The sequence below is a fragment of the Brevundimonas sp. NPDC055812 genome (genome assembly GCF_053616535.1).
The window spans coordinates 439,093-461,562 of the sequence record NZ_JBSHDX010000003.1 but is presented as its reverse complement, the minus strand read 5'-3'; the positions used below and the strand labels follow the sequence as shown (position 1 = coordinate 461,562).

16 protein-coding genes are annotated in these 22,470 nt (G+C 67.6%); 6 read left to right on the top strand and 10 right to left on the bottom strand.

Features of this window, described 5'->3' with window-relative positions; all coding sequences use genetic code 11:
- Positions 1–153: 153 nt before the first annotated feature.
- The 7 genes from ACWGL1_RS07575 to rhmD form a co-directional block, all read right to left on the bottom strand.
- On the bottom strand, positions 154–1,644 hold the full coding sequence (locus tag ACWGL1_RS07575; protein ID WP_452111656.1) for an oligogalacturonate lyase family protein: 1,491 nt from the start codon (positions 1,642–1,644) through the stop codon (positions 154–156).
- Between the two features lie 31 nt (positions 1,645–1,675).
- The gene (locus tag ACWGL1_RS07570) at positions 1,676–3,961 is read right to left on the bottom strand and encodes a hypothetical protein (protein ID WP_452111655.1); all 2,286 of its coding nucleotides are present in this window, start codon (positions 3,959–3,961) and stop codon (positions 1,676–1,678) included.
- Entirely contained in the window at positions 3,961–5,241 is a 1,281-nt protein-coding gene (locus ACWGL1_RS07565; RefSeq protein ID WP_346520810.1) for a sugar MFS transporter, read from the bottom strand. Before ACWGL1_RS07565 ends, ACWGL1_RS07570 begins: the two co-directional genes overlap by 1 nt.
- A gap of 61 nt (positions 5,242–5,302) precedes the next feature.
- Complete coding sequence (locus ACWGL1_RS07560; protein ID WP_452111654.1) at positions 5,303–6,205, bottom strand: amidohydrolase family protein; 903 nt, start codon at positions 6,203–6,205, stop codon at positions 5,303–5,305.
- Between the two features lie 13 nt (positions 6,206–6,218).
- Positions 6,219–6,971: an SDR family NAD(P)-dependent oxidoreductase gene (locus tag ACWGL1_RS07555; protein ID WP_452111653.1), complete on the bottom strand. Its 753-nt coding sequence runs from the start codon at positions 6,969–6,971 to the stop codon at positions 6,219–6,221.
- The gene (locus ACWGL1_RS07550; protein WP_452111652.1) at positions 6,968–7,831 is read right to left on the bottom strand and encodes a fumarylacetoacetate hydrolase family protein; all 864 of its coding nucleotides are present in this window, start codon (positions 7,829–7,831) and stop codon (positions 6,968–6,970) included. Before ACWGL1_RS07550 ends, ACWGL1_RS07555 begins: the two co-directional genes overlap by 4 nt.
- Positions 7,832–7,843: 12 nt before the next feature.
- The gene (gene rhmD / locus ACWGL1_RS07545) at positions 7,844–9,049 is read right to left on the bottom strand and encodes an L-rhamnonate dehydratase (RefSeq protein WP_452111651.1); all 1,206 of its coding nucleotides are present in this window, start codon (positions 9,047–9,049) and stop codon (positions 7,844–7,846) included.
- Positions 9,050–9,199: 150 nt separating this feature from the next.
- Between rhmD and ACWGL1_RS07540 the strand changes: the two genes are divergently transcribed.
- From ACWGL1_RS07540 to lldD, 3 genes are read left to right on the top strand one after another with little or no spacing between them, the layout of a single operon-like run.
- Positions 9,200–9,997: an IclR family transcriptional regulator gene (locus ACWGL1_RS07540; RefSeq protein WP_291776967.1), complete on the top strand. Its 798-nt coding sequence runs from the start codon at positions 9,200–9,202 to the stop codon at positions 9,995–9,997.
- Positions 9,998–10,021: 24 nt separating this feature from the next.
- Positions 10,022–10,783: an SDR family NAD(P)-dependent oxidoreductase gene (locus ACWGL1_RS07535; RefSeq protein WP_452111650.1), complete on the top strand. Its 762-nt coding sequence runs from the start codon at positions 10,022–10,024 to the stop codon at positions 10,781–10,783.
- A 10-nt stretch (positions 10,784–10,793) separates the two neighbouring features.
- Positions 10,794–11,933, top strand: coding sequence for an FMN-dependent L-lactate dehydrogenase LldD (gene lldD / locus ACWGL1_RS07530; RefSeq protein ID WP_452111649.1), 1,140 nt, complete (start codon positions 10,794–10,796; stop codon positions 11,931–11,933).
- Positions 11,934–12,025: 92 nt separating this feature from the next.
- On the opposite strand, the gene ACWGL1_RS07525 is transcribed toward lldD, so the two are convergent.
- Positions 12,026–14,872, bottom strand: a complete 2,847-nt coding sequence (locus tag ACWGL1_RS07525; RefSeq protein WP_452111648.1) for a TonB-dependent receptor — start codon at positions 14,870–14,872, stop codon at positions 12,026–12,028.
- Between the two features lie 336 nt (positions 14,873–15,208).
- Here ACWGL1_RS07525 and uxaC point away from each other — a divergent pair, with 336 nt between their 5' ends.
- From uxaC to ACWGL1_RS07510, 3 genes are read left to right on the top strand one after another with little or no spacing between them, the layout of a single operon-like run.
- The gene (uxaC, locus tag ACWGL1_RS07520) at positions 15,209–16,624 is read left to right on the top strand and encodes a glucuronate isomerase (RefSeq protein ID WP_338578118.1); all 1,416 of its coding nucleotides are present in this window, start codon (positions 15,209–15,211) and stop codon (positions 16,622–16,624) included.
- Positions 16,621–18,090, top strand: a complete 1,470-nt coding sequence (locus ACWGL1_RS07515) for a mannitol dehydrogenase family protein (protein WP_338578119.1) — start codon at positions 16,621–16,623, stop codon at positions 18,088–18,090. Before uxaC ends, ACWGL1_RS07515 begins: the two co-directional genes overlap by 4 nt.
- Before the next feature lie 3 nt (positions 18,091–18,093).
- The gene (locus ACWGL1_RS07510; protein WP_452111647.1) at positions 18,094–19,593 is read left to right on the top strand and encodes a UxaA family hydrolase; all 1,500 of its coding nucleotides are present in this window, start codon (positions 18,094–18,096) and stop codon (positions 19,591–19,593) included.
- A 21-nt stretch (positions 19,594–19,614) separates the two neighbouring features.
- Here ACWGL1_RS07510 and ACWGL1_RS07505 read toward each other — a convergent pair whose 3' ends face one another.
- Entirely contained in the window at positions 19,615–21,270 is a 1,656-nt protein-coding gene (locus tag ACWGL1_RS07505) for a pectate lyase (RefSeq protein WP_452111646.1), read from the bottom strand.
- Positions 21,271–21,395: 125 nt separating this feature from the next.
- Positions 21,396–22,469 carry a sugar kinase gene (locus ACWGL1_RS07500; RefSeq protein WP_338578122.1) on the bottom strand — a complete coding sequence of 358 codons (1,074 nt, stop codon included), beginning with the start codon at positions 22,467–22,469 and terminating at the stop codon, positions 21,396–21,398.
- Position 22,470: the final 1 nt, after the last annotated feature.

The window sequence follows — 22,470 nt, the reverse complement described above, 5'->3', positions numbered from 1 at the left end:
AGGCTCTTGTCGGCCTCCGTGCGAGACTGCAGTGAGCCGTGAAAACAGCGACGATTTCATGAGGTTACGGAACCTGCCTCGAGGCGTCGCCGAAACAGGAAGGGCCCCGGATCGCTCCAGAGCCCTTTTTCGTAGAGGGGGAGACGGCGGGCGTCAGGCCGCCCGCGCCACCTCCACCGCATAGACGTGATTGGCGCCATGCATGTTGGAGACGAAGACGATCCATCGGCCGTCCGGCGTGAAGGTCAGGTTGGGCTCCAGCCGGTAGTCATGGTTCGACAGGTCGACCAGGCGCTGCGACCGCAGATACTCGACGCTGATCTGATCGTCCTTGTCGCTGGACGGATCCTCGTCGACGATCGGCTCGGGACGCAGCAGGACGAGCCATTTTCCGTCCGGCGCATGGGCCACCATGTCGCCGTCGCCGCCGTCGCCCGCGAACATCCGTCCGTCCGACGAGACGTTGTAGTGCACCGACCAGTCGTTCTGTTCGACCCGGCGATAGACGCGCTTGCCCGTCTCCAGGTCCACGGAGGCGACCCAGAAGACCTGGCCGCGCGGCGTCTGCAGATCATAGAGCACCTGCCTGCCGTCGGGGCTGAACCACTCGTGGCCGAAGATCTCGAAATTCATGGTCCGCTGGTGCGTCTTGCGCAGGTCCGAGCCGTCGACCTTCATCGTCCACATGCGGTCGACCCGGTGCCAGGGGCCTTCGTGGCAGAAGATGATGCGATCGGGATCGGTCGGCGAGAACTGGGTGTGGCCGATCCATTCATTGGTCTTGTGGATCACGCGGCGTTCGCCGGTCGCCATGTCGATGACGAAGATCTCCATCGGATAGCGGGCGGCCCAGCGCTGCAGCATCCGCACGCCCTTGGCGCGAGCGAAGTTCAGCGGCTTTCCGTCCGGCCCGGCTGCTTCGTATTCGGCCTGGTCGAAGCGGCGGTTGCGGGGATCGCCGACGCCGGGCTGGAGCGGCTGGGAATCATAGGCGACGAAGCCGAGCAGCAGGGTCTCGTCGGCATTGACCGAATTGACCTGGCCGTTGGGAATGCGGCCGATCCGGCGCACGCGCCGGGTGTCCGCATCGATGACGTAGAGGGTCTTGGCGCGGTCCATCAGCTGGGTCTCGCCTGGCTCGGTGACCGAATAATAGACGTTGCGGCCCTTGCGCCCCGTGAACATCAGATCGGCGTTCTGGTCGGGAACCAGCACGCTGAGCGCCCAGGTCTTCAGGTCCACGGTCGAGATGCCCTGGGGCGTGGAGATGACCATGAGGTCGGGCGCGCCCGCCTTCGCCGGCAGGAACATGTTCTTGTAGAAGTAGGGCTTGCCGCCGCCGCCGTCGGGCGAGACCCGGCGGATGCGATGGCCTGTGCGCGGATCGACCCATTCGCGCGGGACCGGGCCCGACCATTGCGGCGCCTGGTGCGGCGTCTCCTGGGTCGACGGCGGCGCGGTGTTTGGAGCAGGCCAGGCGGGAACCTGGCCCTCCGGCGGCAGGGGTGGTTCGATCAGGGGAGCGGCGGCTTGCGGCGCAGCGGATCGCGCTGCGGCTGCGCCGGCGGGGGCCGGCAGGGCGGGGGTGGCCAGAGCGGGGGCGGCCAGCAGGGCCTTCAGGGCAAGGCGTCGGGACGTCGTCATCGGGCGTTCCTTGTGTAATCGCAAAGCAGGGTCAGGGAGCGGGCGTCAGGCCTTCGACCCGCACGGTCCAGCCTTCCTTGGGGAAGCCGGGCGCGTGGCCGGTCGCACCGTCCCAGCCGCCGGCCATCAGGCCCACCGCCATCAGCAGGGAGCCGTTGGAGGGGAAGTAGGTCTCGGCCGCCCGGCGATAGCCGGCGCCGTCGGGGTTGACCGCCATCTCGACGCCGCCGGCTCCGGCCGAGACCGGCACCAGTTCGTCGGCGTGCTCGTCCAGGTGGACGCGCGGGGTCATGCCGGTGACGCCCCACTGGTTGTTCTTCAGATCGGCGAACAGCCAGTCGACGGCCTTTTCCGGTTCGCCCAGGCGGGCGGCGGTCATGGCCATCATGGGGAAGTCCCAGCCCCAGGTCTGACGCACGTCCCAGTTCTGCTCCACCGCCTCGAAGGTGCGGCGCATGGCGTCCGGGTCGATGCGGGCGCCGGGAATGAAGCCGTAGGCCATCAGGAAGGAGGGGTGGTCGCGGTTCTTGCACTGGGCCGCCGCCGCGTGCTTGCGGCAGGCGTCGGACATGGCCGTCTCCCAGAAGTCCGGCACGCTCTCGACCGGCAGGTAGAGGCCGTCCTTCATCGCGGGCGGGGCGATCTTCGCCAGGGCCTGATCCCAGTCGGCGCGGCGGGGCTGGCCCTGACGAACGCGCCATTGCTGGGCGGTCTCCAGCGCCCAGCGGAAATACTCGACCTCGAAAGTCGGGTTGATCGTGGTCAGGGGATCATAGTTTTCCTGGGCCGGGATCATCGGCGCGCCCAGGTTCAGGCGGCCGTTCGCCTCGATCGGCCAGGAGGCCAGCAGGTCGGCGGTGGCCTCGACCAGTTCGGCGTAGCGGCCCAGGACGGCAGGGTCCTTTTCCGATCGCCAGATCAGTTCAGCCAGCAGGATCGGGTGCGGCTGCTGCCACATGATGAAGGGCGAGACCAGGCTGGGGCTGTTGCGGCCCTCGGGCCCGACCATCTTGGGCCACCAGGCGCCCTTGACCCCGTGACGCGCGGCCTCGGCGCGGGCGTTGTCGAGGTTGCCCAGATACCAGGGCAGGCTGCGCTCCAGTAGTTCGGGGCGGCCCCACATGGCCTGCCAGCCGGCGTGCCAGGGGTGCATCTCCAGGTGGAACTTGCCGTACCAGGAGTTGGAGAAGAGACCCTCTTCCTGTGGCGGCAGCTCGCCCGCGCCGTTCACGGCGGACAGATACTGCGACAGCACCACGCGACGCTCCAGCTCATGAGCGCGCGGATCGGTCGAACCCGAGAAGTCGACGGCGCCGCCCTCGCTCCAGAAGGCGTTCCAGTGCCGGGTGACGGCCTCAACGCTGGCGGAATAGGCGGGCGCGAGAGTCTTGTCGGCCTGTTGATCGAAACGGACCATGACGGTCAGCCGGTCGCGACCGTTGGCGACGACGCTGAAGCTGTCGGCCCCGCTCTGTTCGATCTTTCCCGAGCCGATGATGCCTGAATAGTAGACGGTGTCGTCCAGCGTCCGACGAATGCGGACGTCGCCCGTGTCGAAGGCGACGACCTCAAGGCCCTGGGCTCCCGCGCCGTCGAAGCTGGTCGGATCGGGGTTGATGGCCGGGTTCACGCCCGGATAGCGGACCTGAACGCCCAGGCCTTGAGACGCGACCAGAGGCGAGGAGATCTCGACCATCACCATGTCCAGGGTCGGATGGACGCGGGTCACGACCTCGACGGGCTGGCCGTCATAGGTGAAGCGGCTGGTCAGGGCGCCGGTCCACAGATCCAGCGTCTGGCGCGAGACGGCCACCTTGGCGAAGTCCAGCGTGCGGCCGTCATTGAACGTCAGGCCGATGCGGCTGAGCGAGATGCGATGCGGATTGGCCCGCAGCCAGGTGTAGGCGGGGTTGGTCTCTGCATCCGCCCAGGACTTCATCCAGGCGTAGGGCTGCTCGCCCCGGCCGGGGACGGGGACGTTCACGAGGCCGTCCTGCTCGGTATAGCCCTCGGGATTGGGGAAGCTGTGCCAGCCCCATTGGGCCATGGTCAGCAGGGGGGCCAGTTCGGAATACTGCTCCGGGAAGGTCTGCAGGCCGGTGATGTCGGCGGTGAAGCCCAGATCGCCATTGCCCAGCATGATCGGGGCGTGACGATCCACGCCGGTCAGGACGACGTTGTGGCGCGTGACCAGGGCCTGCCGGTCGATCGGCGTCGCAGGCGCGACCGCGGCGACGGGCTGAACTGTCTGGGCGCAGGCGGCCAGCGGAGTGCCGGCCAGGAGGGTGCAGGCGAGGAGGGCGGAGCGCAGACGCATCACGAGGCCTCCGCCTTCAGGCCCAGGCCCGCGCCCTTCCAGCCGTACCAGGCGACGACGGCGAAGCAGGCGGCGGGCAGCAGGAAGGCGATGTTGGCGCCGTACAGGTCCGCCAGCTTGCCCATGGGCCAGGGCAGCAGGACGCCGCCGCCGATGGCCATGACCATGAGGGACGACGCCTTCTTGGTGCTGGCCCCCAGGCCCGTGGTGCCCAGGGCGAAGATGGTGGCGAACATGGTCGACATGAAGAAGAAGACGGCGATCAGGGCGATGGGCGACACCTTGTCGATGCCCGCCGAGACGATCAGCGTCAGGATGACGTTGATGACGCCGTAGGTGGTCAGCAGGGCGCGCGGCTTGACCTTGAGCAACAGGCCCGTGGCGGCGAAGCGCCCGACCAGATAGCCGATGGCGGCCAGCGACAGCATGTAGGCGCCCTGTTGCGACGTCAGGTCCTGCCAGTTGTGGGTCACCAGATTGATGAAGTAGGCGCCGATGCCGACCTGGGCGCCGATGTAGAGGGCCTGGGTCACCACGCCGGCGATGAAGTGAGGCTGCTGGGACAATCCTTTAGGAGCATGGGGCTTGGCCGGGGCGTCGCCCGCGACGGACTCGCCGTGGTCGGCCAGGCCGGTTTCGGGCAGGCGGGCGCGCCAGACGACGGCGGCGAACAGCAGGACGGCCACGGCGATTAGACCGTAGACGATCTGGATCGAGCGGGTGGCGCCGCCCAGGGCTTCGGTCGTCGTCGGGCTGAAGAAGACCGCGCCGCCGATCATCGGGCCGATGAAGACGCCCAGGGCGTTGAACGACTGGGCCAGGTTCAGGCGCTGCGAGGCCTTGGCCGGGTCGCCCAGAACGTTGACGTAGGTGTCGGCGGCCGTCTCGAGCACGCACAGGCCGGCGGCCAGCACGAACATGGATCCGACGAAGGGCAGGAAGGCGCCCGCATTGGCCGCCGGGATGAAGAGCAGGGCGCCGATGGCGGTGACGCAGAGGCCAGAGACGATGCCGAACTTGTAGCCGCGCGCGTTCAGCAACATGCCCGCCGGCAGGCTGAGCAGCAGATAGGCGCCGAAATAGGCGATCTGCAGCCAGGAGCTGTCCGCCTGGCTGATGCTGAGCGTTTCCTGGAAGTGCTTGTTCAGCACGTCCAGCAGGCCATAGGCCAGCCCCCAGATCAGGAAGCAGCCGATGGCGAAAGCCAGCGGTCCGCGCAGGTTTCCGGCGGGCAGGGCGAGGCCCCCGGGCGTGTGGGCGGCGTCGGTTTCGATACTCATGTCGTCCTCTCGGGCTTCCTCGGTCCGGCTCCGTCTTGCTGCGGGCTCGGCGAACGATGGATCAGATGCGGTAGATCGCCTCGGCGTTGGCGGCGAACAGGCGGTCGCGTTCCTCGGCCGTGAAGTCGGCCGTGATCGCGTCGAAGGCGGAATAGAAGGCGTCGAACGCGCCGTGGACTCGCTCGACCGGGAAATCGCTGGCGAACATCGCTCGGCGGGCGCCGAAGATGTCGATGCACTCCAGCACGACCGGTCGGATGCTGTCGGGCGTCCAGGCGCGGTCGGTGATGCCGAGGCCGGAAATCTTGATCGAGACCTGGGGGCGTTCGGCCAGGGCTTTCAGCCCGGCGCGCCAGACGGCCATGCCGGCCTCGTCGCGGTCAGTCGGCAGACCGGCGTGGTTGATGATCAGGGGGATGTCGGGGTGGGCGTCGGCCAGTTCGACCGCCTCGGCCATCTGCGACGGATAGAGCTGCAGGTCGAACGACAGGCCGTGGCGGGCCAGCTTGCCGAAGCCCGCGCGCCACGCGGGAGCGAGCAGGGGGTCGGTTGGATTGTAGGTCTTCTTCGGATCGGCGTGCCAGCAGACGATCTGGCGCACGCCCCGGACGCTGGACCGGGCGGCGTGGGCCTCCAGCAGGGCGTCCACATCGGGATCGGTCAGGTCCGCCCCGGCGACTACGCCGTGCGGATAGCCGTAATCGTCGGCCATGGCCTGAAGCCAGTCCGTCTCGGCCAACTGCGCGCCGCGCGGCTGGCCGGCCTCGACGTGGACGATCTTGTCGACGCGCCAGTTCGCCGTGTCGGCCAGATAGTCCTTTAGCAGATAGTCTCGGTGGGCGATCGGGGACATGTCCCCTGCCGGATTGTTCGGCAGGGGATCATCCTGCAGCCAGCCGTAGCGAGCGCGCGACAGGTCCCACAAGTGGACGTGGCAATCGACGATGCGAAGGTCGCGGCCCACTTGCGGCGCTCCTTTAATAGGTGGTGCGGCCGCCCGACGTATCGAACGTCGAGGCGGTGGTGAAGCTGCATTCCTCGGAGGCCATGAAGCAGATCATGGCGGCGCTCTCCTCGACCTCGCCCAGACGGCCCATCGGAATCTTGGAGCGCATGTAGTCCACCTGGCTCTGCGGCAGCTGTTCCAGGATCGGGCTTTCGAAGGTGGCGGGGGTCAGGCTGTTGGCGATGACGCCCTTGCCGGCCAGCTCCTTGCCCAGGGACTTGGTGAAGCCGATCACCCCGGCCTTGGACGCCGAATAGGCGCTGGCGTTGGGATTGCCTTCCTTGCCCGCGACCGAGGCCACGTTGACGATCCGGCCGTAGCCGCTGTCGAGCATATAGGGCGTGACGGCGCGGCAGCAGTAGAAGACGCCGTTCAGATTGATGTCGACCACGCGCTTCCAGCTGTCGACCGGGAACTCCTGCACCGGAACGGTGGCGCCGGTGATGCCGGCCGAGGCGACCAGGATGTCGATGCGTCCGCCTAGGATCTTGTGCGATTCGGCGGCGGCGACGGCGACGGCGTCAGGGTCGGCGACGTCCAGGGCGACGACCCCGGTCGCGCCGATCTCTTCGGCGGCGGCCTTGAGCGTCTCGGCGTTCAGGTCCCACAGGACGACCTTGCCGCCTTCGGCGATGATGCGGGCGGCCGAAGCCTTGCCCAGACCCGAGGCCCCGCCGGTGACGACGGCGGTGCGGCCGGCGAAACGTCCTTCATAGGCGCTCATGCGGCGGCGTCCTTCGACCAGGCGACGACCTGCTGGCGCTGCACGCCCAGCTTCTCGATCCCCAGCTCCATGACGTCGCCCGCCTTCAGATAGAAGGGCTCGGGCTTCTGGCCCAGGCCGACGCCGGGCGGGGTGCCCGTGGTGATCAGGTCGCCCGGCTCCAGCGTCATGAACTGGCTGACGTAGGAGACGATCTCGGCGACGCCGAAGATCATGGTCTTGGTGTTGCCGGTCTGCATGCGCTTGCCGTTCAGGTCCAGCCACATGTCGAGTTGCTGCACGTCCCCGATCTCGTCGGTGGTGACGATCCAGGGGCCGACCGGGCCGAAGGTGTCGCAGCCCTTGCCCTTGTCCCAGGTGCCGCCGCGCTCGGTCTGGAAGGCGCGCTCGGACACGTCATTGATCAGGACGTAGCCCGCCACGTGGTCCAGGGCGTCCGCCTGTTCGACGTAGGAGGCGCGCTTGCCGATGACGATGCCCAGCTCGACCTCCCAGTCGGTCTTTTCCGAACCACGGGGAATGACAACGGTATCATTCGGGCCCGTCAAACAAGAGACGGCCTTGGTGAAGACCACGGGCTCTTCCGGAATCGGCAGGTTGGATTCGGCGGCGTGGTCGGCGAAGTTCAGGCCGATGGCGATGAATTTGCGCACGCCGTTCACCGGCACGCCATAGCGGGGCGAGCCCTCGACCAGAGGCAGGCTCTCGGGATCGACGGCCTTCAGCGCGGCGAGGCCTTCGCCCCACAGCTGGTCGGGCGTGATGTCGGCGACAATGCCGGACAGATCGCGGATGCGGCCCTCTGAATCGAGAGTGCCGGGCTTTTCCTGGCCCACAGGGCCGTAACGCAGGAGTTTCATGGGGAGGCCTTCTTATCGGGCGTAGGGGCGGTGCAGGGCGATGTCGCGGTTCAGCTCGACGCCGAAACCGGGGGTGTCGGGAACTTTCAGCTTGCCGTTCACCGGAACGGGCTCGCCGATCAACTGCGGATGGAACATGGGCACGACTTCGTCGGCGCCCGGAGCCATCATCAGGAACTCCGCGAACGGGCTGTTATGGCGCGTCACGACGAAGTGGTAGGAATAGACGGACGATCCGTGCGGGATCATCAGCACGCCCTTGGAGTCGGCCAGGGCGGAAATTTTCTGCAGTTCGGTCACGCCGCCGCACCAACCCACGTCGGGCTGGATGATGTCGCAGCATTCCATCTCCAGCAGCATGCGGAAGCCCCAGCGGGTGGCTTCATGCTCGCCGGTAGTGACCAGCATGCCCTTGGGCGCGTTCTTCTTCAGCGCCTGATAGCCCCAGTAGTCGTCGGGGCTGAGGGCCTCCTCGATCCACTTCAGGCCCAGCTTGTGGGCTTCATGGGCCAGGCGGGTGGCGTAGTTGAGGTCGAGCGCCATCCAGCAGTCGAACATCAGCCAGAAGTCGTCGCCGCAGGCGTTCCGCATGGCCTCAAGCTCGGCCAGGTTCTTGCGCAGGCCCTCTTCCCCTTCGGCCGGGCCGTGGTGGAGGGGCATCTTGCCGCCGATGAAGCCCAGTTCCTTGGCCTTATCCGGGCGCGCGCCGGTGGCGTAGAAGGTCAGTTCGTCGCGCACGGCCCCGCCCAGCATGGCGAAGACCGGCTCCTGACGCAGGCGGCCAAGCAGATCCCACAGCGCCAGGTCCACGCCGGAGATGGCGTTCACGACCAGCCCCTTGCGGCCGTAATACTGGGTCGAGAAATACATCTGGTCCCAGATCTTCTCGACCTCGGACGGATCGCGACCCTCCAGGAAGCGGGCCAGGTGCTTCTCGACGATATAGGCGGCGGGTTCGCCGCCGGTCGTCACCGCAAAGCCGACGACGCCGTTGTCGGCCTCGATCTCCACCACCAGGGTGCCGAGCACGTTGATGCCGAAGCTGCGGCGGCTCTGACGGTATTCCGGATACTTCGCCATGGGGGTGGCGATGTGGTCGTCAATCCAGTGGCCGTCGCCCTGGTCGTGATAGTCGGCGCCTCCCCCCTGATTGGCGCCCGTGCCGTCGTTTTTCACGACGAAGGCGCGGACGTGCTTGATCTTGGGCAGGCGGCTCATCGGGCATGCACCATATTTCGGCACATAACTCCCATAATGCGGGATTTCACTGGCATTCCTCCGAGCGTGGCGTCAAACTCGATCCCTGTTGCGGGGATCAGCTTGCGTCTTTTGCTACATTCTGGGAATGAGGATTACGAGATGGGACGAATGGCGTCAATCAAGAGCGAACAGGCGGACGGCGAAGCGGAGGTCGGGGCGAAGGCCTCCGGCAGCCAGACCCTTCTGCGCGGCCTGGACGTGATCGACGCCCTGATCGACGGCTCCCTTCCGTTGGCGGAGCTGTCGGAAAAGCTCGAACTGACGCGCAGCACCACCCATCGCCTGGCCTCGGCCCTGGTCGACCGGCGAATCCTGTCGTTCCGCCCGCGCGAGGGCTATTCCCTGGGACCCAAGCTGCTAGAGCTGGGCCACGCCGCCAGCCAGCAGATGCATCTGCCGCGCGTCGCCCGGCCCTATCTGGAGCATCTGTCCACGGTGACCGACGACACGGTGCACCTGGGCGTGCTGGACGGTCGTCATGCGCTTTACCTGGACAAGGTCCCCGGTCGTCGCCGCGTGAATATCGGTTCGCGCCTCGGCGAGCGTCACCCCATCGCCTCCACCGGACTGGGCAAGGCGCTGATTCTGGACAAGAGCGAGCCGGAATGGTGCGACTTCTACGCGCCCGAAGGGGCCGAATTCGACGCCGCCTCGCGCGCGGTCTGGCTGGAGCGGATGCGCAGCTACGCCGAGAAGGGCCACGCCTTCGACCTTGAGGAGAACGAGGATCAGGTCCGCTGCGTCGCCGCGCCTATTCGGTCCGTCGACGGGCATATCGTGGCCGCGATCAGCGTCTCGTCCGCCGCTCAATACATGTCCGACGCCCGAATGGCCGAACTGACCAAGACGGTCACCGACGCCGCCAACGCCATCAGCGGCGACCTGGGCTGGACCCCTAAAACCTGAACACGCTTACTGTACGGAGCCTCCATGCTGCTTAAAGACAAGGTCGTCCTCATCACCGGGGGATCGCGAGGCATCGGGGCCGCCGTGGCCGTGGAAATGGCCAGGCAGGGCGCGGACGTCGCCATCAACAGCCACTCGGGCGGCTCTGCTGCGGCCGAGGTGATCGCCGCGGTCGAGGCGCAGGGGCGCCGTTGCATCTCGGTCGAGGGCGACGTGGCCCTGCCGGAAACGGCGGCCGCCTTCGTCGAGGCCGCCGTCGAGGCCTTCGGCAAGGTGGACGTTTTCGTCTCCAACGCCGGCATCTGCCCGTTCCACGCCTTCCTCGACATGCCGGCGGAGACGCTGAAGCGCACCATGGAGGTCAACCTCCACGGCGCCTATTTCATGACCCAGGCCGCCGCGAACCAGATGGTCAAGCAGGGAAACGGCGGCGCCATTGTCGCCATCAGCTCGATCTCGGCCCTGGTCGGCGGCGAGTTCCAGACCCACTACACTCCGACCAAGGCGGGCGTGCACAGTCTGATGCAGTCCTGCGCCATCGCCCTGGGCAACCACGGCATCCGCTGCAATTCGGTCCTGCCCGGCACCATTCTGACCGACATCAACAAGGACGACCTGGCCGACCCGAAGAAGCGGGAATACATGGAAGGCCGCATCCCGCTGGGCCGTCTGGGCCAGCCCGAGGACATCGGCGGCGCCGTGGCCTTCCTGGCCTCGGACATGGCGGCCTATGTCACCGGCGCGGCCCTGCTGGTCGACGGCGGCGCCTTCGTGAACCTGCAATAGGCCGTCCAGCGTGAAGGCGGCCTCCATCTCCGACTATCGCGAGCTGGCGCGTCGGCGCCTGCCGCGATTCCTGTTCGAATACATCGACGGCGGCTCCTATGCCGAGACCACGCTGGGGCGGAACGTCAGCGACCTGCGCGACGTGGCCCTGCGTCAGCGGGTGCTGCGCGACGTATCGGACATCGATCTGTCCACGACCCTTTTCGGACAAGAGGTCAGTTTGCCGGTCGCGCTCGCGCCGGTCGGTCTGGCGGGAATGAATGCGAGGCGCGGCGAAGTTCAGGCCGCCCGCGCCGCCGCCGCCTTCGGCGTGCCCTTCACCCTGTCCACGGTCGGCGCCTGTTCGATCGGAGAGGTGGCGGCGGGCAGTCCGACGCCCTTCTGGTTCCAGCTCTACATGATCCGCGATCGCGCCTTCATGGCCGACCTGCTGGATCTGGCCGAACAGGCGAAATGTCCCGCTCTGGTCTTCACGGTCGACATGCCGGTGCCGGGTTCGCGCTATCGCGACTACCACTCAGGGCTGGCGGGGGCGTCGGGCTTCTTCGGCGACATGCGGCGCGCGCTGCAGGCGGTCGGCCGACCCGCCTGGGCCTGGGATGTGGGCGTCAACGGCGGGCCCCACTCGCTGGGCAATGTCGCGCCGGTGCTGAAGGGCAAGACGGGCATCGACGACTTCTTCGCCTGGATGCGCGACAACTTCGATCCCACCGTGACCTGGGACGATCTGGCCAGGGTGCGCGAGCGCTGGAAGGGGCCGCTGATCATCAAGGGCGTGCTGGACGCCGACGACGCTCGGCGCGTGGCCGATCTCGGGGCTGACGGCCTGGTGGTGTCGAACCACGGCGGGCGTCAGCTGGACGGCGTCCTGTCCTCGACCCGCGCCCTGCCGCCGATCGCCGAGGCGGTCGGGGGGCGGCTGACGGTCCTGGCCGACGGCGGAATCCGCAGTGGCCTGGACGTCGCGCGAATGCTGGCTCTGGGCGCCGACGGCGTGCTGATCGGACGGGCCTGGGCCTATGCCCTGGCGGCGCGGGGAGAGGCGGGGGTCAGCCACGTCCTGAATCTGATGGCGGCCGAGATGAAGGTGGCCATGGCGCTGACCGGCGTCACGCGCGTGGATCAACTGGACCGCAACGCGCTGGCCTGATCCGGGCGGGTCGCGGCTTCTTCAAGAAAAAGGCGCCGGCGAATGGATCGCCGGCGCCCAGGTTTCACCGCTCAGGAGGGCGGTGGAAAGCGTCAGAACTTGTAGCGGGCGCCCACGAACACCTGACGGCCGGTGTGGTGGTAGACGTAGGTGCTGTCCCGCACCCCATCGAGCTCGCCGTGGTTCTGGCGGTTGGCCTCGTCCGTGAGGTTGATGCCCTCGAGGGTCAGCGTCAGGTGGTCGGTGACGTCGAACGAAGCCGAGGCGTCGATGCTGAGCGTCTCGGTCTTGCCGGTGGCGACGATGCCGCGCGAGCCGCCGTTGGAGGCCGGCACCTGCTGGTAGTAGGTGTCGCGATAGGCCGCCGACACCCGGGCGTTGAACCGACCGTCGTCATAGTAGAGCGTGGCGTTCCAGGCGTCGGGCGACAGGTTCACCAGATTGGCCGTCACATAGGCGGTGCAGGCGGCGGTGGTGCAGTAGTCGATCTCCGACTCCACATGGGTGAAGTTGGCCTGGACGCCCAGGTTCGAGAAGGCGCCCGGCAGGAAGGTGAAGGGCTGCTGATAGCTGATCTCGAAGCCCTTCAGCGGGCCGCCCGGCGTGTTGGTCGGACGGCTGAAGACGTAATCTTCCGCCGGGGGACGGTCTGCGGCGGCGGGGAAGGCTTCCGGGTTCATCGCCGTCAGTTGAGCATAAGTCAGCCGTTGCTGGGTCGTCTGAACGTAGGTCGAGATGTCCTTGTAGAAGAACGCCAGCGACAGCAGGGACTCCGGCGCGAAATACCATTCCAGCGACAGGTCGAAGGTGTCGGCGCGGTAAGGGTCCAGGTTCACATTGCCCAGCGACGCCGTGCGGTTGGCGGCGTTCGGCGCGCTGAGCGAGAAGACCGGCACCAGGCTGGTCACGGGCGGGCGCGCCATGACGCGGGCGGCGCCGAAGCGGACCATGACATTTTCGACCGGCTCGATCGACAGGTTCAGCGACGGCAGGATGTCGTCATAGTTGTTGGCGCCGGTGATGCGCGTCGTCACTCCGCTGAGAGAGGAGTAGCCGGCGGCCTCGATCTCGGTGTTCACCCAGCGCGCGCCGAAGTTGCCGCGGACCGGCATGCCGACCCATTCGGTGTTCCAGTCCAGCTGAGCCCATAGGCCGGTGTCCTTTTCCGTCACGTCGCGCCAGCTGCCCAGAGCCGTGGACCCGTTTTCAAGGCCCAGCAGACGGAAGTCGCCGCCAGCCACGCCGGTGTCGCACAGGCAATCGGCCCCATAGGCTTTCACGATCGCGTCGAGGTTCGGCGAAATCCAGGCGGTGGCTGAGCCTGCGGGCAGATCCAGATTCCTGCCGAAGCCGTCGAGCAGATAGGTCAGGCCGCCGATCGAGGCTCCCCCCGGTATGGCGGGCGCGGTGTTGGTCTTGCGAGCATAGCCTGAGCCTTCAGACTGATACTCTTTGTAGCTGGCGCCGACCTTGAACGTCATGCGGTCGTCGATGTCGAACTCGAAGGCGCCTTCGAAGGTCGTATAGGTGTTGCTCTGCGAACTGGATGACATACGCAGTTCTGAGAGGGGCTGGACGCCGGCCGGACCGGTGATGGTCCATTGGTTGGGATCCGTGACGTCGAAGCCGTAGTCGATCTTGGGCAGGTCGCGATTGTCGCGGAAATCGATCGACCAGCCGGCGCCGTCCTGATGGTCGATGATGGCGTTGACCTGGAGGGGGTTGTCGAACGTCGACTCGGAACGACCCGCCACGCCCCTGAAGCGCACGCTGTCCGAGAAGTCGTGTTCGATCTCCAGCGTATACTGCGAGAATTCGCTCTTCAGCTCGTCGAAGCGCTCTTCCGTGCGCATGTCCATGCCGTCGAGGAGCAGGTAGACCAGTTCGCCCGTTTCGGCGTCGGCGACGGCGTCGACGATCGTAACCCCAGACTTGCCGCCCTGGCTGGCGTTGCGGCTCAACGACCAGGCCTCGAGGAAGTTCTCCTGACGGGTCGAGTCCAGCTTGGAATAGAGGCCGTCCAAGCTGATCGTCGTGGCGTCCGAGGGGCGCCATTGCAGAGACAGGGTCGCGCCCAGACGCTCCTGCTCGTGGCTCAGACGGCCGTAGCGCGGAATGCGCGGGTGGAACAGGCCGCCGGCCGCATCCTTGCCGCCGGGCAGGGCCTCGGGGTTCAGGAAGCCGTTGTCTCCATTGGCCGGACCCCAGCGCACCGAGCTGAAGCCTTCCTCGATGGAGCTCTTGTCGCTGTAGGCCAGCGACAGCAGGGCGCCGAACTTGCCGTCCATCCAGGTATTGGAGATCAGGCCGGCGAAGCGCGGGCTCCAGTTCTCCGACAGGTCGTTGTAGCCGCCCTGGACCGAGGCCACGGCGTTGAAGCCTGAATAGTCGAACGGCCGGGCCGTGCGCAGATCGACGGTGGCGCCCAGGGAGCCTTCCTCAACCTCGGCCGAGGCGGTCTTGCGCACGGTGATGTTGTTGAAAAGTTCGGAGGCGAAGACGTTGAAGTCGAACCCGCGGCCGCGGTTCACGCCGCCCGAGGAGTCCGTGGCGCCGGTGGTCGCCTGAGCTTCGATGCCGTTGATGCGGGTGCGGGTGAACTCCGAGCTGAGGCCGCGCACCGTGATGGAGCGGCCTTCGCCCGCGTCGCGGTCGATGGAGACGCCGGGGATGCGCTGGATCGATTCCGCCAGGTTGGTGTCGGGGAAATCGGCGATGTCTTCGGCCGAGATGGCGTCCACCACCCCGGCTTCCTTGCGCTTGATGTTGAGCGCGTTCTGCAGGCTGGCGCGGAAGCCGGTGACGACGATTTCGTCGACGGCGGTCGGCTGGTCGTCGGCTGGCGTCGACTGAGCCTGCGCCGCGCCGGCGAAGGTCAAGACGGCGAGCGAGGCGCCGAGCAGCAGCGAGGCGCGCGCAGGGGCGGCGTGATAGGGCATATGGTTCTCCTCCCAGTTGGACCCGCCAGGGAACGCCCGTCCCAGTTCAGGTCGCCGCTTTCGCGGGAACCGGTGTCAATTGCTGTTTGTCAGCGAGTTCCACCGGTGTCATACAGAGCTACGCACGTTTTTTATCCTGTGGCAAGATGATGGCGAAACGCTCCTCCGGCTAAGGTTTGAACCCTGCGAAACAACAACCGGAGCCGGCGCCTGACGTCCCCCGGCCCTTGAGGGAGACATCGTCAGCGCCGCCCAGGCGGGCGTTTTCATGCCTGTCGCCGTCTCCCTTCTTCTCCGCCCGATTCGCTTCGCTTCCGTTCCGATTTCGAGTTTCAGATGACCCAACCGCTTCGCTTGAATCCTGATCGTCTTCTGCCGGCCGATCCCGACACCCGCGCTGTCGCGAGGCGGCTGTACGCCGAGATCAAGGCTCTGCCGATCATCAGCCCGCACGGCCACACCGACCCGTCCTGGTTCGCGGGGAACGCCACCTTCGCCAATCCGGCCGAACTGCTGATCACGCCGGATCACTATGTCTTCCGCATGCTCTACAGCCAGGGCATGGCGATGGAGGATCTGGGCGTTCCCCGCGCCGACGGCGGGGCGGTCGAGACGGACCCGCGCAAGATCTGGCGACGGTTCGCCGAGAACTATCACCTGTTCCGCGGCACGCCTTCGCGGATGTGGCACGACTGGGTCTATGCCGAAGTCTTCGGCCTGGACGTGCGCCTGTCGGCTGAGACGGCGGACCACTATTACGACGTCATCGACGCGGCCCTGCAGACCGAAGCCTTCCGGCCGCGCGCCCTGTTCGACCGCTACAATATCGAGGTGCTGACCACGACTGAGTCGCCCCTCGACACCCTCGAGCATCACAAGGCGATCAATGCTTCGGGCTGGAAGGGGCGGGTGCTGACCGCCTATCGTCCCGACCCCGTGCTGGACCCGGACTATGAAGGGTTCCGCGACAATCTGAAGGTCCTGGCCGAACAGACCGGCCGGGACACCCTGTCGTGGGACGGCTACCTGCAGGCGCTGCGCGATCGGCGTGCCTTCTTCATCGAGATGGGCGCCACCTCGACGGATCACGGCCACCCGACCGCCTTCACCGCCGACCTGTCTCGCGCCGAGGCCGAGGCCCTGTTCCAGCGTGTTTCGACCGCGCCGGCCAGCGCCGAGGACGCTGAACTGTTTCGCGGCCAGATGCTGACGGAGATGGCGGCCATGTCGGTCGAGGATGGTCTGGTGATGCAGCTGCACCCCGGCTCCTTCCGCAATCACAACGGCTTCGTCTTCGAGCGCTTCGGCCGCGACAAGGGCGCGGACATTCCCACGCGCACCGACTATGTGCGCGCGCTGAAGCCCCTGCTGGACCGGTTCGGCTCGGACAACCGGTTGACCCTGATCCTGTTCACCCTGGACGAGAGCGTCTATGCGCGCGAACTGGCGCCGCTGGCGGGCCATTATCCGGCGCTGAAGCTGGGCCCCAGCTGGTGGTTCCACGACAGCCCGGAGGGGATGCGCCGCTTCCGCGAGAACGTCACCGAGACGGCGGGTTTCTACAACACGGTCGGCTTCAACGACGACACCCGCGCCTTCCTGTCCATTCCGGCGCGGCACGATGTGGCCCGTCGCATGGACTGCGGCTTCCTGGCCCGCCTGGTGGTCGAGCATCGGATGGAGGAGGACGAGGCCCATGAGGTGGCGCGCGCCCTGACCTATGATCTGGTCAAGGCGGCCTACAAGCTGTGACCCGCCTCGATGAAGCGGCCCTGACGGGCTTGCCGGACGACGTCGTGCGGCCCGGCTATGATCGTACGGCGGCCAGGACGGGCGTCGTGCACCTGGGCATCGGCGCCTTCCACCGGGCGCACCAGGCGGTGGTGTTCGACGATGCGCTCAAGAGCGGCGACCTGCGCTGGGGCGTGCTGGGCGCGTCGCTGCGGTCGCCCGGCGTGCGCGATCAACTGAACCCGCAGGACGGCCTCTACACCCTGGTCGTGCGCGACGGCGAACGCGAGGACCTGCGGGTCATCGGCGCCTGTCGCAGCGTGATGGTGGGGCCCGAAGACCCTGCGGCGCTCGTCGCGGCCATGGCCGACGCCGATGTCCACATCGTCACCCTGACGGTGACCGAGAAGGGCTATCGCCTGGACCCGGCCAGCGGCGAACTGCTGGTCGAGGATCCGGACGTCGCGGCCGACATCGCGGACATCGAGCGTCCTCGCACGGCCCCCGGTTTCATCGTCGCCGCCCTGCGCGCCCGGCGCACTGCGGGATTGGGGCCCTTTACGGTGATTTCCTGCGATAACCTTCCGCACAATGGACGGCGGATCCGCGCCGGGGTGCTGGCCATGGCCAGGGCGGTGGATTCGTCGCTCGCCGAGTGGATCGCGGCCGAGGGCGCCTTCCCCCAGACCATGATCGACCGGATCGTGCCGGCGACGACGGCTGAGGACGTGGTTCGCCTGACGGCCCGCCTCGGCGTCGAGGACCAGGGGATGGTCAAGGCCGAGCCCTTCACCCAATGGGTGATCGAGGACCGCTTCGCTGGCGAACGGCCTGATTTCGCCGCCCTGGGCGTGCAGTTGACCGATGCGGTCGAACCCTGGGAGGACGCCAAGCTAAGGCTGCTGAACGGCGCCCACTCGGCGGTCGCCTATCTGGGCGCGCTGTCGGGTCATGAGCACGTTCACGAGGCGGTGGCCGTTCCGGCGTTTCGCGCCTATGTCGAAGCTCTGTGGGACGAGGCGCAGACGACGCTGAACCCGCCGCCGGGCCTGGACGTGGCCGCCTATCGCGCCGAACTGATGGCGCGGTTCTCCAACTCCGCCCTGATGCATCGCACGCGTCAGATCGCCATGGACGGTTCGCAGAAGCTGCCGCAGCGCCTGCTGGCCGGCGCCGCCGAGCGCCTGGCGGCGGATCAGGGGATCGAAGCCATGGCCCTGGGCGTCGCCGCCTGGATGCGCTGGCAGGAAGGCGTGACGGAGCAGGGAGAGACCGTCGTGGTCGATGACCCGCTGGCGTCCCGAACCGCCGAACTGATCGAGGCGTCCGAGACCGACGAAGCCCAGGTCCGCGCCCTGTTGGGCCTGTCGGCGGTCTTCCCGGCGTCGCTGGCCGAGGAGCCGCGCTTCGTCGAGGCGGTGACGGCCGCCTTCCTGGCGTTGAGAGAGCATGGTGCGGTCGAGGCCGCCCGCCGCGTGACGGAGTAGAAGATGAGCCGGGTCCTGATCCTGAACCCCGCCGATGACGTCGCCATCGCCCTGGACGACATTGCTGCGGGCGAGACGCCAGAGGGCTTGGAGACGCCGGCGCGCGCCGCCGTCGCCACCGGCCACAAGATCGCCCGGCGGGCGGTGGAGAAGGGCGGCCTGGTCCGCCGTTATGGCCAGGTCATCGGCCGGGCGCGTGAAGCCATCGCCGCCGGGGACCATGTCCACGTCCACAATCTCGCCATGGCTGAGGACGGACGCGAGGCCGAGGTGGGCGCCGACGTCCGCCGCCCGGCGCCGCTGTCCGGCGCGACCTTCAACGGCATCGTGCGGCCGAACGGCAGGGTCGGCACGCGCAACTACATCGGCGTCCTGACCAGCGTGAACTGCTCGGCCACGGTGGCGCGCCGCATCGCCGACGCCTTCCCTGACGCCAGCCTGCCCGACGGCGTGGACGGCGTCGTCGCCTTCACCCATCAGGGCGGTTGCGGAGGCTCGTCGCTGTCGAGCGACGTGACCCTGCTCCAGCGGACGCTGGCGGGTTACGCCCGGCATCCGAACTTCCATTCGATCCTCATCGTCGGCCTGGGCTGCGAGGCGAACCAGATTCCGGCCTGGCTGGCCAATGAGGGGCTGGAGGCGGGGCCGACCTTGCGCGCCCTGACCATTCAGGAGGCCGGCGGCACGGCCCGCGCCATCGAGGCGGGGATCGAGATCGTTCGCGAACTGGCGGCCGAGGCCGCCAAGGTCGAGCGTCAGCCGGTGTCGGCCTCGCACCTGACGGTCGGTCTGCAATGCGGAGGCTCGGACGGCTGGTCCGGCGTGACCGCCAATCCGGCGCTGGGCGCAGCGGTGGATCTGCTCGTCGCCCACGGCGGTTCGGCCATGCTGTCGGAGACGCCCGAGATCTGGGGCGCCGAACACCTGCTTCTGCGGCGTGCGGCGTCGCAAGGGGTGGCGGACAAGCTGAACGCTCGCCTGGCCTGGTGGCGCGCCTATGCCGACAGGCACGGGATGGAGCTGAACAACAATCCGTCGCCCGGCAATCTGAAGGGCGGCCTGACCACCATTCTGGAGAAGTCTCTGGGGGCGGTGGCCAAGTCGGGCTCAACACCACTGAACGACGTGATCGGCTATGCCGAACCGCTGGCCGCCAAGGGGCTGAGCTTCATGGACAGCCCCGGTTACGACCCTTGCTCGGCGACGGGCCAGATCGCCTCGGGCGCCAATCTGATTGTGTTCACGACCGGACGGGGCTCGGTGTTCGGGGCCAAGCCCGCGCCGTCGATCAAGGTCGCCTCCAACGCCAGGCTGGCCAGCTGGATGGACGAGGACATGGACATCGACGCCTCGCCGGTGCTGACGGGCGCGTCGATGGAGGCGGTCGGGCAGGCCATCTTCGAGCGGATGCTGGCCGTGGCCTCGGGCGAGCCGTCGAAGTCCGAGGCCCTGGGCATCGGCGATAATGAGTTCGTGCCCTGGCAGGTGGGCGCCTATCTCTAGGCGCCCGCCTCAAGGCTGAGTTCAGCCTTCCAGCGCCTCGATCAGTTCGCCCATGTTGCGGATGAAGACCTGGGTCGAGACGCACTCGACCGGGTAGTCGGTGGTGTAGGGCGAGGTGTCCCACAGGTCGCCGACGCGGGTGGTCTGATACTCTCCGCCCGTCACCGCCGCCGGCGCCTCCCCGATGTAGGGGTTGGACGTCGTGGTCATGAGCGAGGGCCAGTAGCCGCGCGCGTTCAGCGTCGTCACCAACTGACCCGCCCGGTCCGCGGCAGGCCGGGTCAGGCGTCGGGCGTCGGTGGACATGTCCCAGACGTCCACGTCCTGAAGCGTGAAGTATTTCGGCAGTTGCAGCGCGCCCGGACGGGCCTTGAGCGGGGAGTTGCGGCTGACCTCGTCCGGGGTCTGCGACGCCAGCGTCTCGTACTCGCGGCGCAGGGCGGCGGTGTCGACGTTGCGGAACGAGCCGTAGTGGACGATCAGGTTGCTGGGGTTGTCGTCGTAGTAATACTGACCGTTGGTGATGTTCGACCCGCGCCGGTGGATGTAGACGGGCGTGTTCGATCCCTCGAGGATGAAGGTCGGGTGGGTGCGGCCCGGAGCGACCAGGTTCTGGGGCGTCTTCACCTGATCCAGCCAGTCCAGGGCCTCGGGCAGGCGGGCGATGTATTTGCGCTCGCCGGTCAGACGATAGAAGCCCATCATCGACTTGATGTTGGTTCCCGTGGCGTGGGTGGCGAAGGCCTGAGGCTCGATGGTTCGGGCCCCGGCGGGCTTCAGCGTGTCGGGGAAGTGCTGCAGGCCCCATGCGGGCTGGGGCAGGGGCTGCTGGGTCTTCACGAAGATGTCCATGCCGCGATGGATGGCGTCCAGCACCCGCGGGTCGCCACGGCCGTTCGTCGCCAGCCCGTGATAGGCGTAGAGCAGGAACTCCAGGTTCTCGCCCGCCACATCGTCGTTGAAGGTGATGTAGGGGGTGTAGTCCTCATGGCCGTGCAGGCCGCCGTTTTCGACGAAGGGATAGCGCTGGGGCCAGCCGCCGTTCGGATACTGGGCGTCGAGGACGAACTGGATCGCCTTGTCCAGGGGCGCGCGGTACTTGCGCTCGCGCTTCTCCAGATAGATCCGCAACAGCAGTTGCGAAGCCTCGGCCGTTCCCGCGTCGTCGAAGGTGGCGTTGCCGTAGTAGCGGTGGAATTCCTCCATCCGCCAGGCGTTCTTGCCGTAGGTGGCGTACCAGCGCTTGAGCGACTCCTCACCCGCCATGTCGATGACGTAGTTCCAGCCGCCGGCGGGATGCTGGCCGCGGATCAGGGCGTCGGCGGCGGACTTGGCGGCTTCATAGAACTGTTCGTCGCCGGTGGCGTGATAGGCGTCCAGGAAGACGTGGCCGACCGTGGCGGTGCCGGGCGGCTGGACCCAGATCATCGTCGGCGAGGCTTCCAGTTCGCCCCAGCGGCGCGAGAAGTCCGGCAGGACATTCCACACATAGCCGCCTCCGACGGCGGCCTCATCGGTCATGAACCGGGTCGCCCGCTTCATCGTCGCCACGATGGCGGCGCGATCGGGCGCGGTCTGGATCACGCCCCGGGCCAGGGCAGGGGCGGAGGCGGCCGTGAAGGTCGCGGCGGCGCCGGCGGCCAGCAGGGCGCGGCGATTCATGGATGTTGCGGACATGGTGTCTCCCTCGGATGCGTCGCCTCGCAGCTCTGACGGCTGCTTGCAGGCGAAGCTAAACATGAATGACACCGGTTTCCTAGTGTTTGAGCGCGACTGTGACGGCGCGCGGTTTCACGAAACCGTCAGCGGCGGATGTCGAAGCCCCCGTCGCCCATCGCCGCGCGAACCTCGGCGGCGGTGAACAGGTTGAAGTCGCCGGGCACCGAGTGTTTCAGACCGGCGGCGGCCAGACCGAAGTCGAGCGCCTCCTGGTCCGACCAGCCGCTCCACAGGCCGAACAGCACGCCGGAGGCGAAGGCGTCGCCGCCGCCCACCCGGTCGACCACGCCGGTCATGTGGATGGCCTCGGCGGCGGTTTCGATCACCTCGCCGTTCGCGCCGCGCGTCAGCATGACGGCGGACAGGGCCTGATCCGCGACGCTCTCCTGAACGCGCAGGGTGCAGGAGATTCGCTGCAGGCGCGGAAAGGCCTCAAATGCGGCGGCGGCGGCCAGGCGGCGGCGCGCGCCGGGGTCGGCGTGATCGAAGCGGCGGCCGAGCACCAGGGCGAAGTCGCGATCATCGGCGAAGGCGACCTCGGCCCCCGCCAGCATCCGGCCCAGGGTTCCGGGGGGATCGCCGTTCCACTGTTCCCACAGCTTGCCGCGGAAATTGCCGTCGTAGCTGATGCGGACGCCCTTGCGGACGGCGGCTTCGACCAGTTCGACAGCCGCGCGCGAGCCGTTGGGGCCGGTGGCGGGCGTCACGCCCGAGACGTGCAGCCATTCATAGCCGTCCAGCAGGGCGTCCCAGTCGAAGGCGTCGGCGACGCGTTCGACGAAGGCGGAGCCGGCGCGGTCATAGAGGACTTCCGACGGTCGCCGCACGGCGCCGGGCGTCAGGAAGTAAAGCCCCATGCGGCCGGGCGAGAAAACGATGGGGGAGGCGTCCACGCCATAGCGACGCACTTCGTCGCGCGTCGCCTGTCCCAAGGCGTTGTCGGGCAGGACGGTCGCCATCGCCGCCGGCGCGCCGAAGCGAGCCAGGGCGACGGCGACATTGGCCTCGGCCCCGCCCGGACGCACGGTCAGGGCGGGGGATTGAAGCAGCAGCTCGTTCTGGTTCGGGCTGAACCGCAGCAACATCTCGCCGAAGCAGAGAAGCTTGCCGCCGTTCGCGGTTTGAGGCCCGGGGGCTGCTGGGTGGTCGTCGCTCATG

Coding starts and splice junctions, on each gene's coding strand:
- ACWGL1_RS07575 (WP_452111656.1), bottom strand. CDS start 1,644: ATGACGACGTCCCGACGCCTTGCCCTGAAGGCCCTGCTGGCCGCCCCC.
- ACWGL1_RS07570 (WP_452111655.1), bottom strand. CDS start 3,961: ATGCGTCTGCGCTCCGCCCTCCTCGCCTGCACCCTCCTGGCCGGCACT.
- ACWGL1_RS07565 (WP_346520810.1), bottom strand. CDS start 5,241: ATGAGTATCGAAACCGACGCCGCCCACACGCCCGGGGGCCTCGCCCTG.
- ACWGL1_RS07555 (WP_452111653.1), bottom strand. CDS start 6,971: ATGAGCGCCTATGAAGGACGTTTCGCCGGCCGCACCGCCGTCGTCACC.
- ACWGL1_RS07550 (WP_452111652.1), bottom strand. CDS start 7,831: ATGAAACTCCTGCGTTACGGCCCTGTGGGCCAGGAAAAGCCCGGCACT.
- rhmD (WP_452111651.1), bottom strand. CDS start 9,049: ATGAGCCGCCTGCCCAAGATCAAGCACGTCCGCGCCTTCGTCGTGAAA.
- ACWGL1_RS07540 (WP_291776967.1), top strand. CDS start 9,200: ATGGCGTCAATCAAGAGCGAACAGGCGGACGGCGAAGCGGAGGTCGGG.
- ACWGL1_RS07535 (WP_452111650.1), top strand. CDS start 10,022: ATGCTGCTTAAAGACAAGGTCGTCCTCATCACCGGGGGATCGCGAGGC.
- ACWGL1_RS07525 (WP_452111648.1), bottom strand. CDS start 14,872: ATGCCCTATCACGCCGCCCCTGCGCGCGCCTCGCTGCTGCTCGGCGCC.
- uxaC (WP_338578118.1), top strand. CDS start 15,209: ATGACCCAACCGCTTCGCTTGAATCCTGATCGTCTTCTGCCGGCCGAT.
- ACWGL1_RS07510 (WP_452111647.1), top strand. CDS start 18,094: ATGAGCCGGGTCCTGATCCTGAACCCCGCCGATGACGTCGCCATCGCC.
- ACWGL1_RS07505 (WP_452111646.1), bottom strand. CDS start 21,270: ATGTCCGCAACATCCATGAATCGCCGCGCCCTGCTGGCCGCCGGCGCC.
- ACWGL1_RS07500 (WP_338578122.1), bottom strand. CDS start 22,469: ATGAGCGACGACCACCCAGCAGCCCCCGGGCCTCAAACCGCGAACGGC.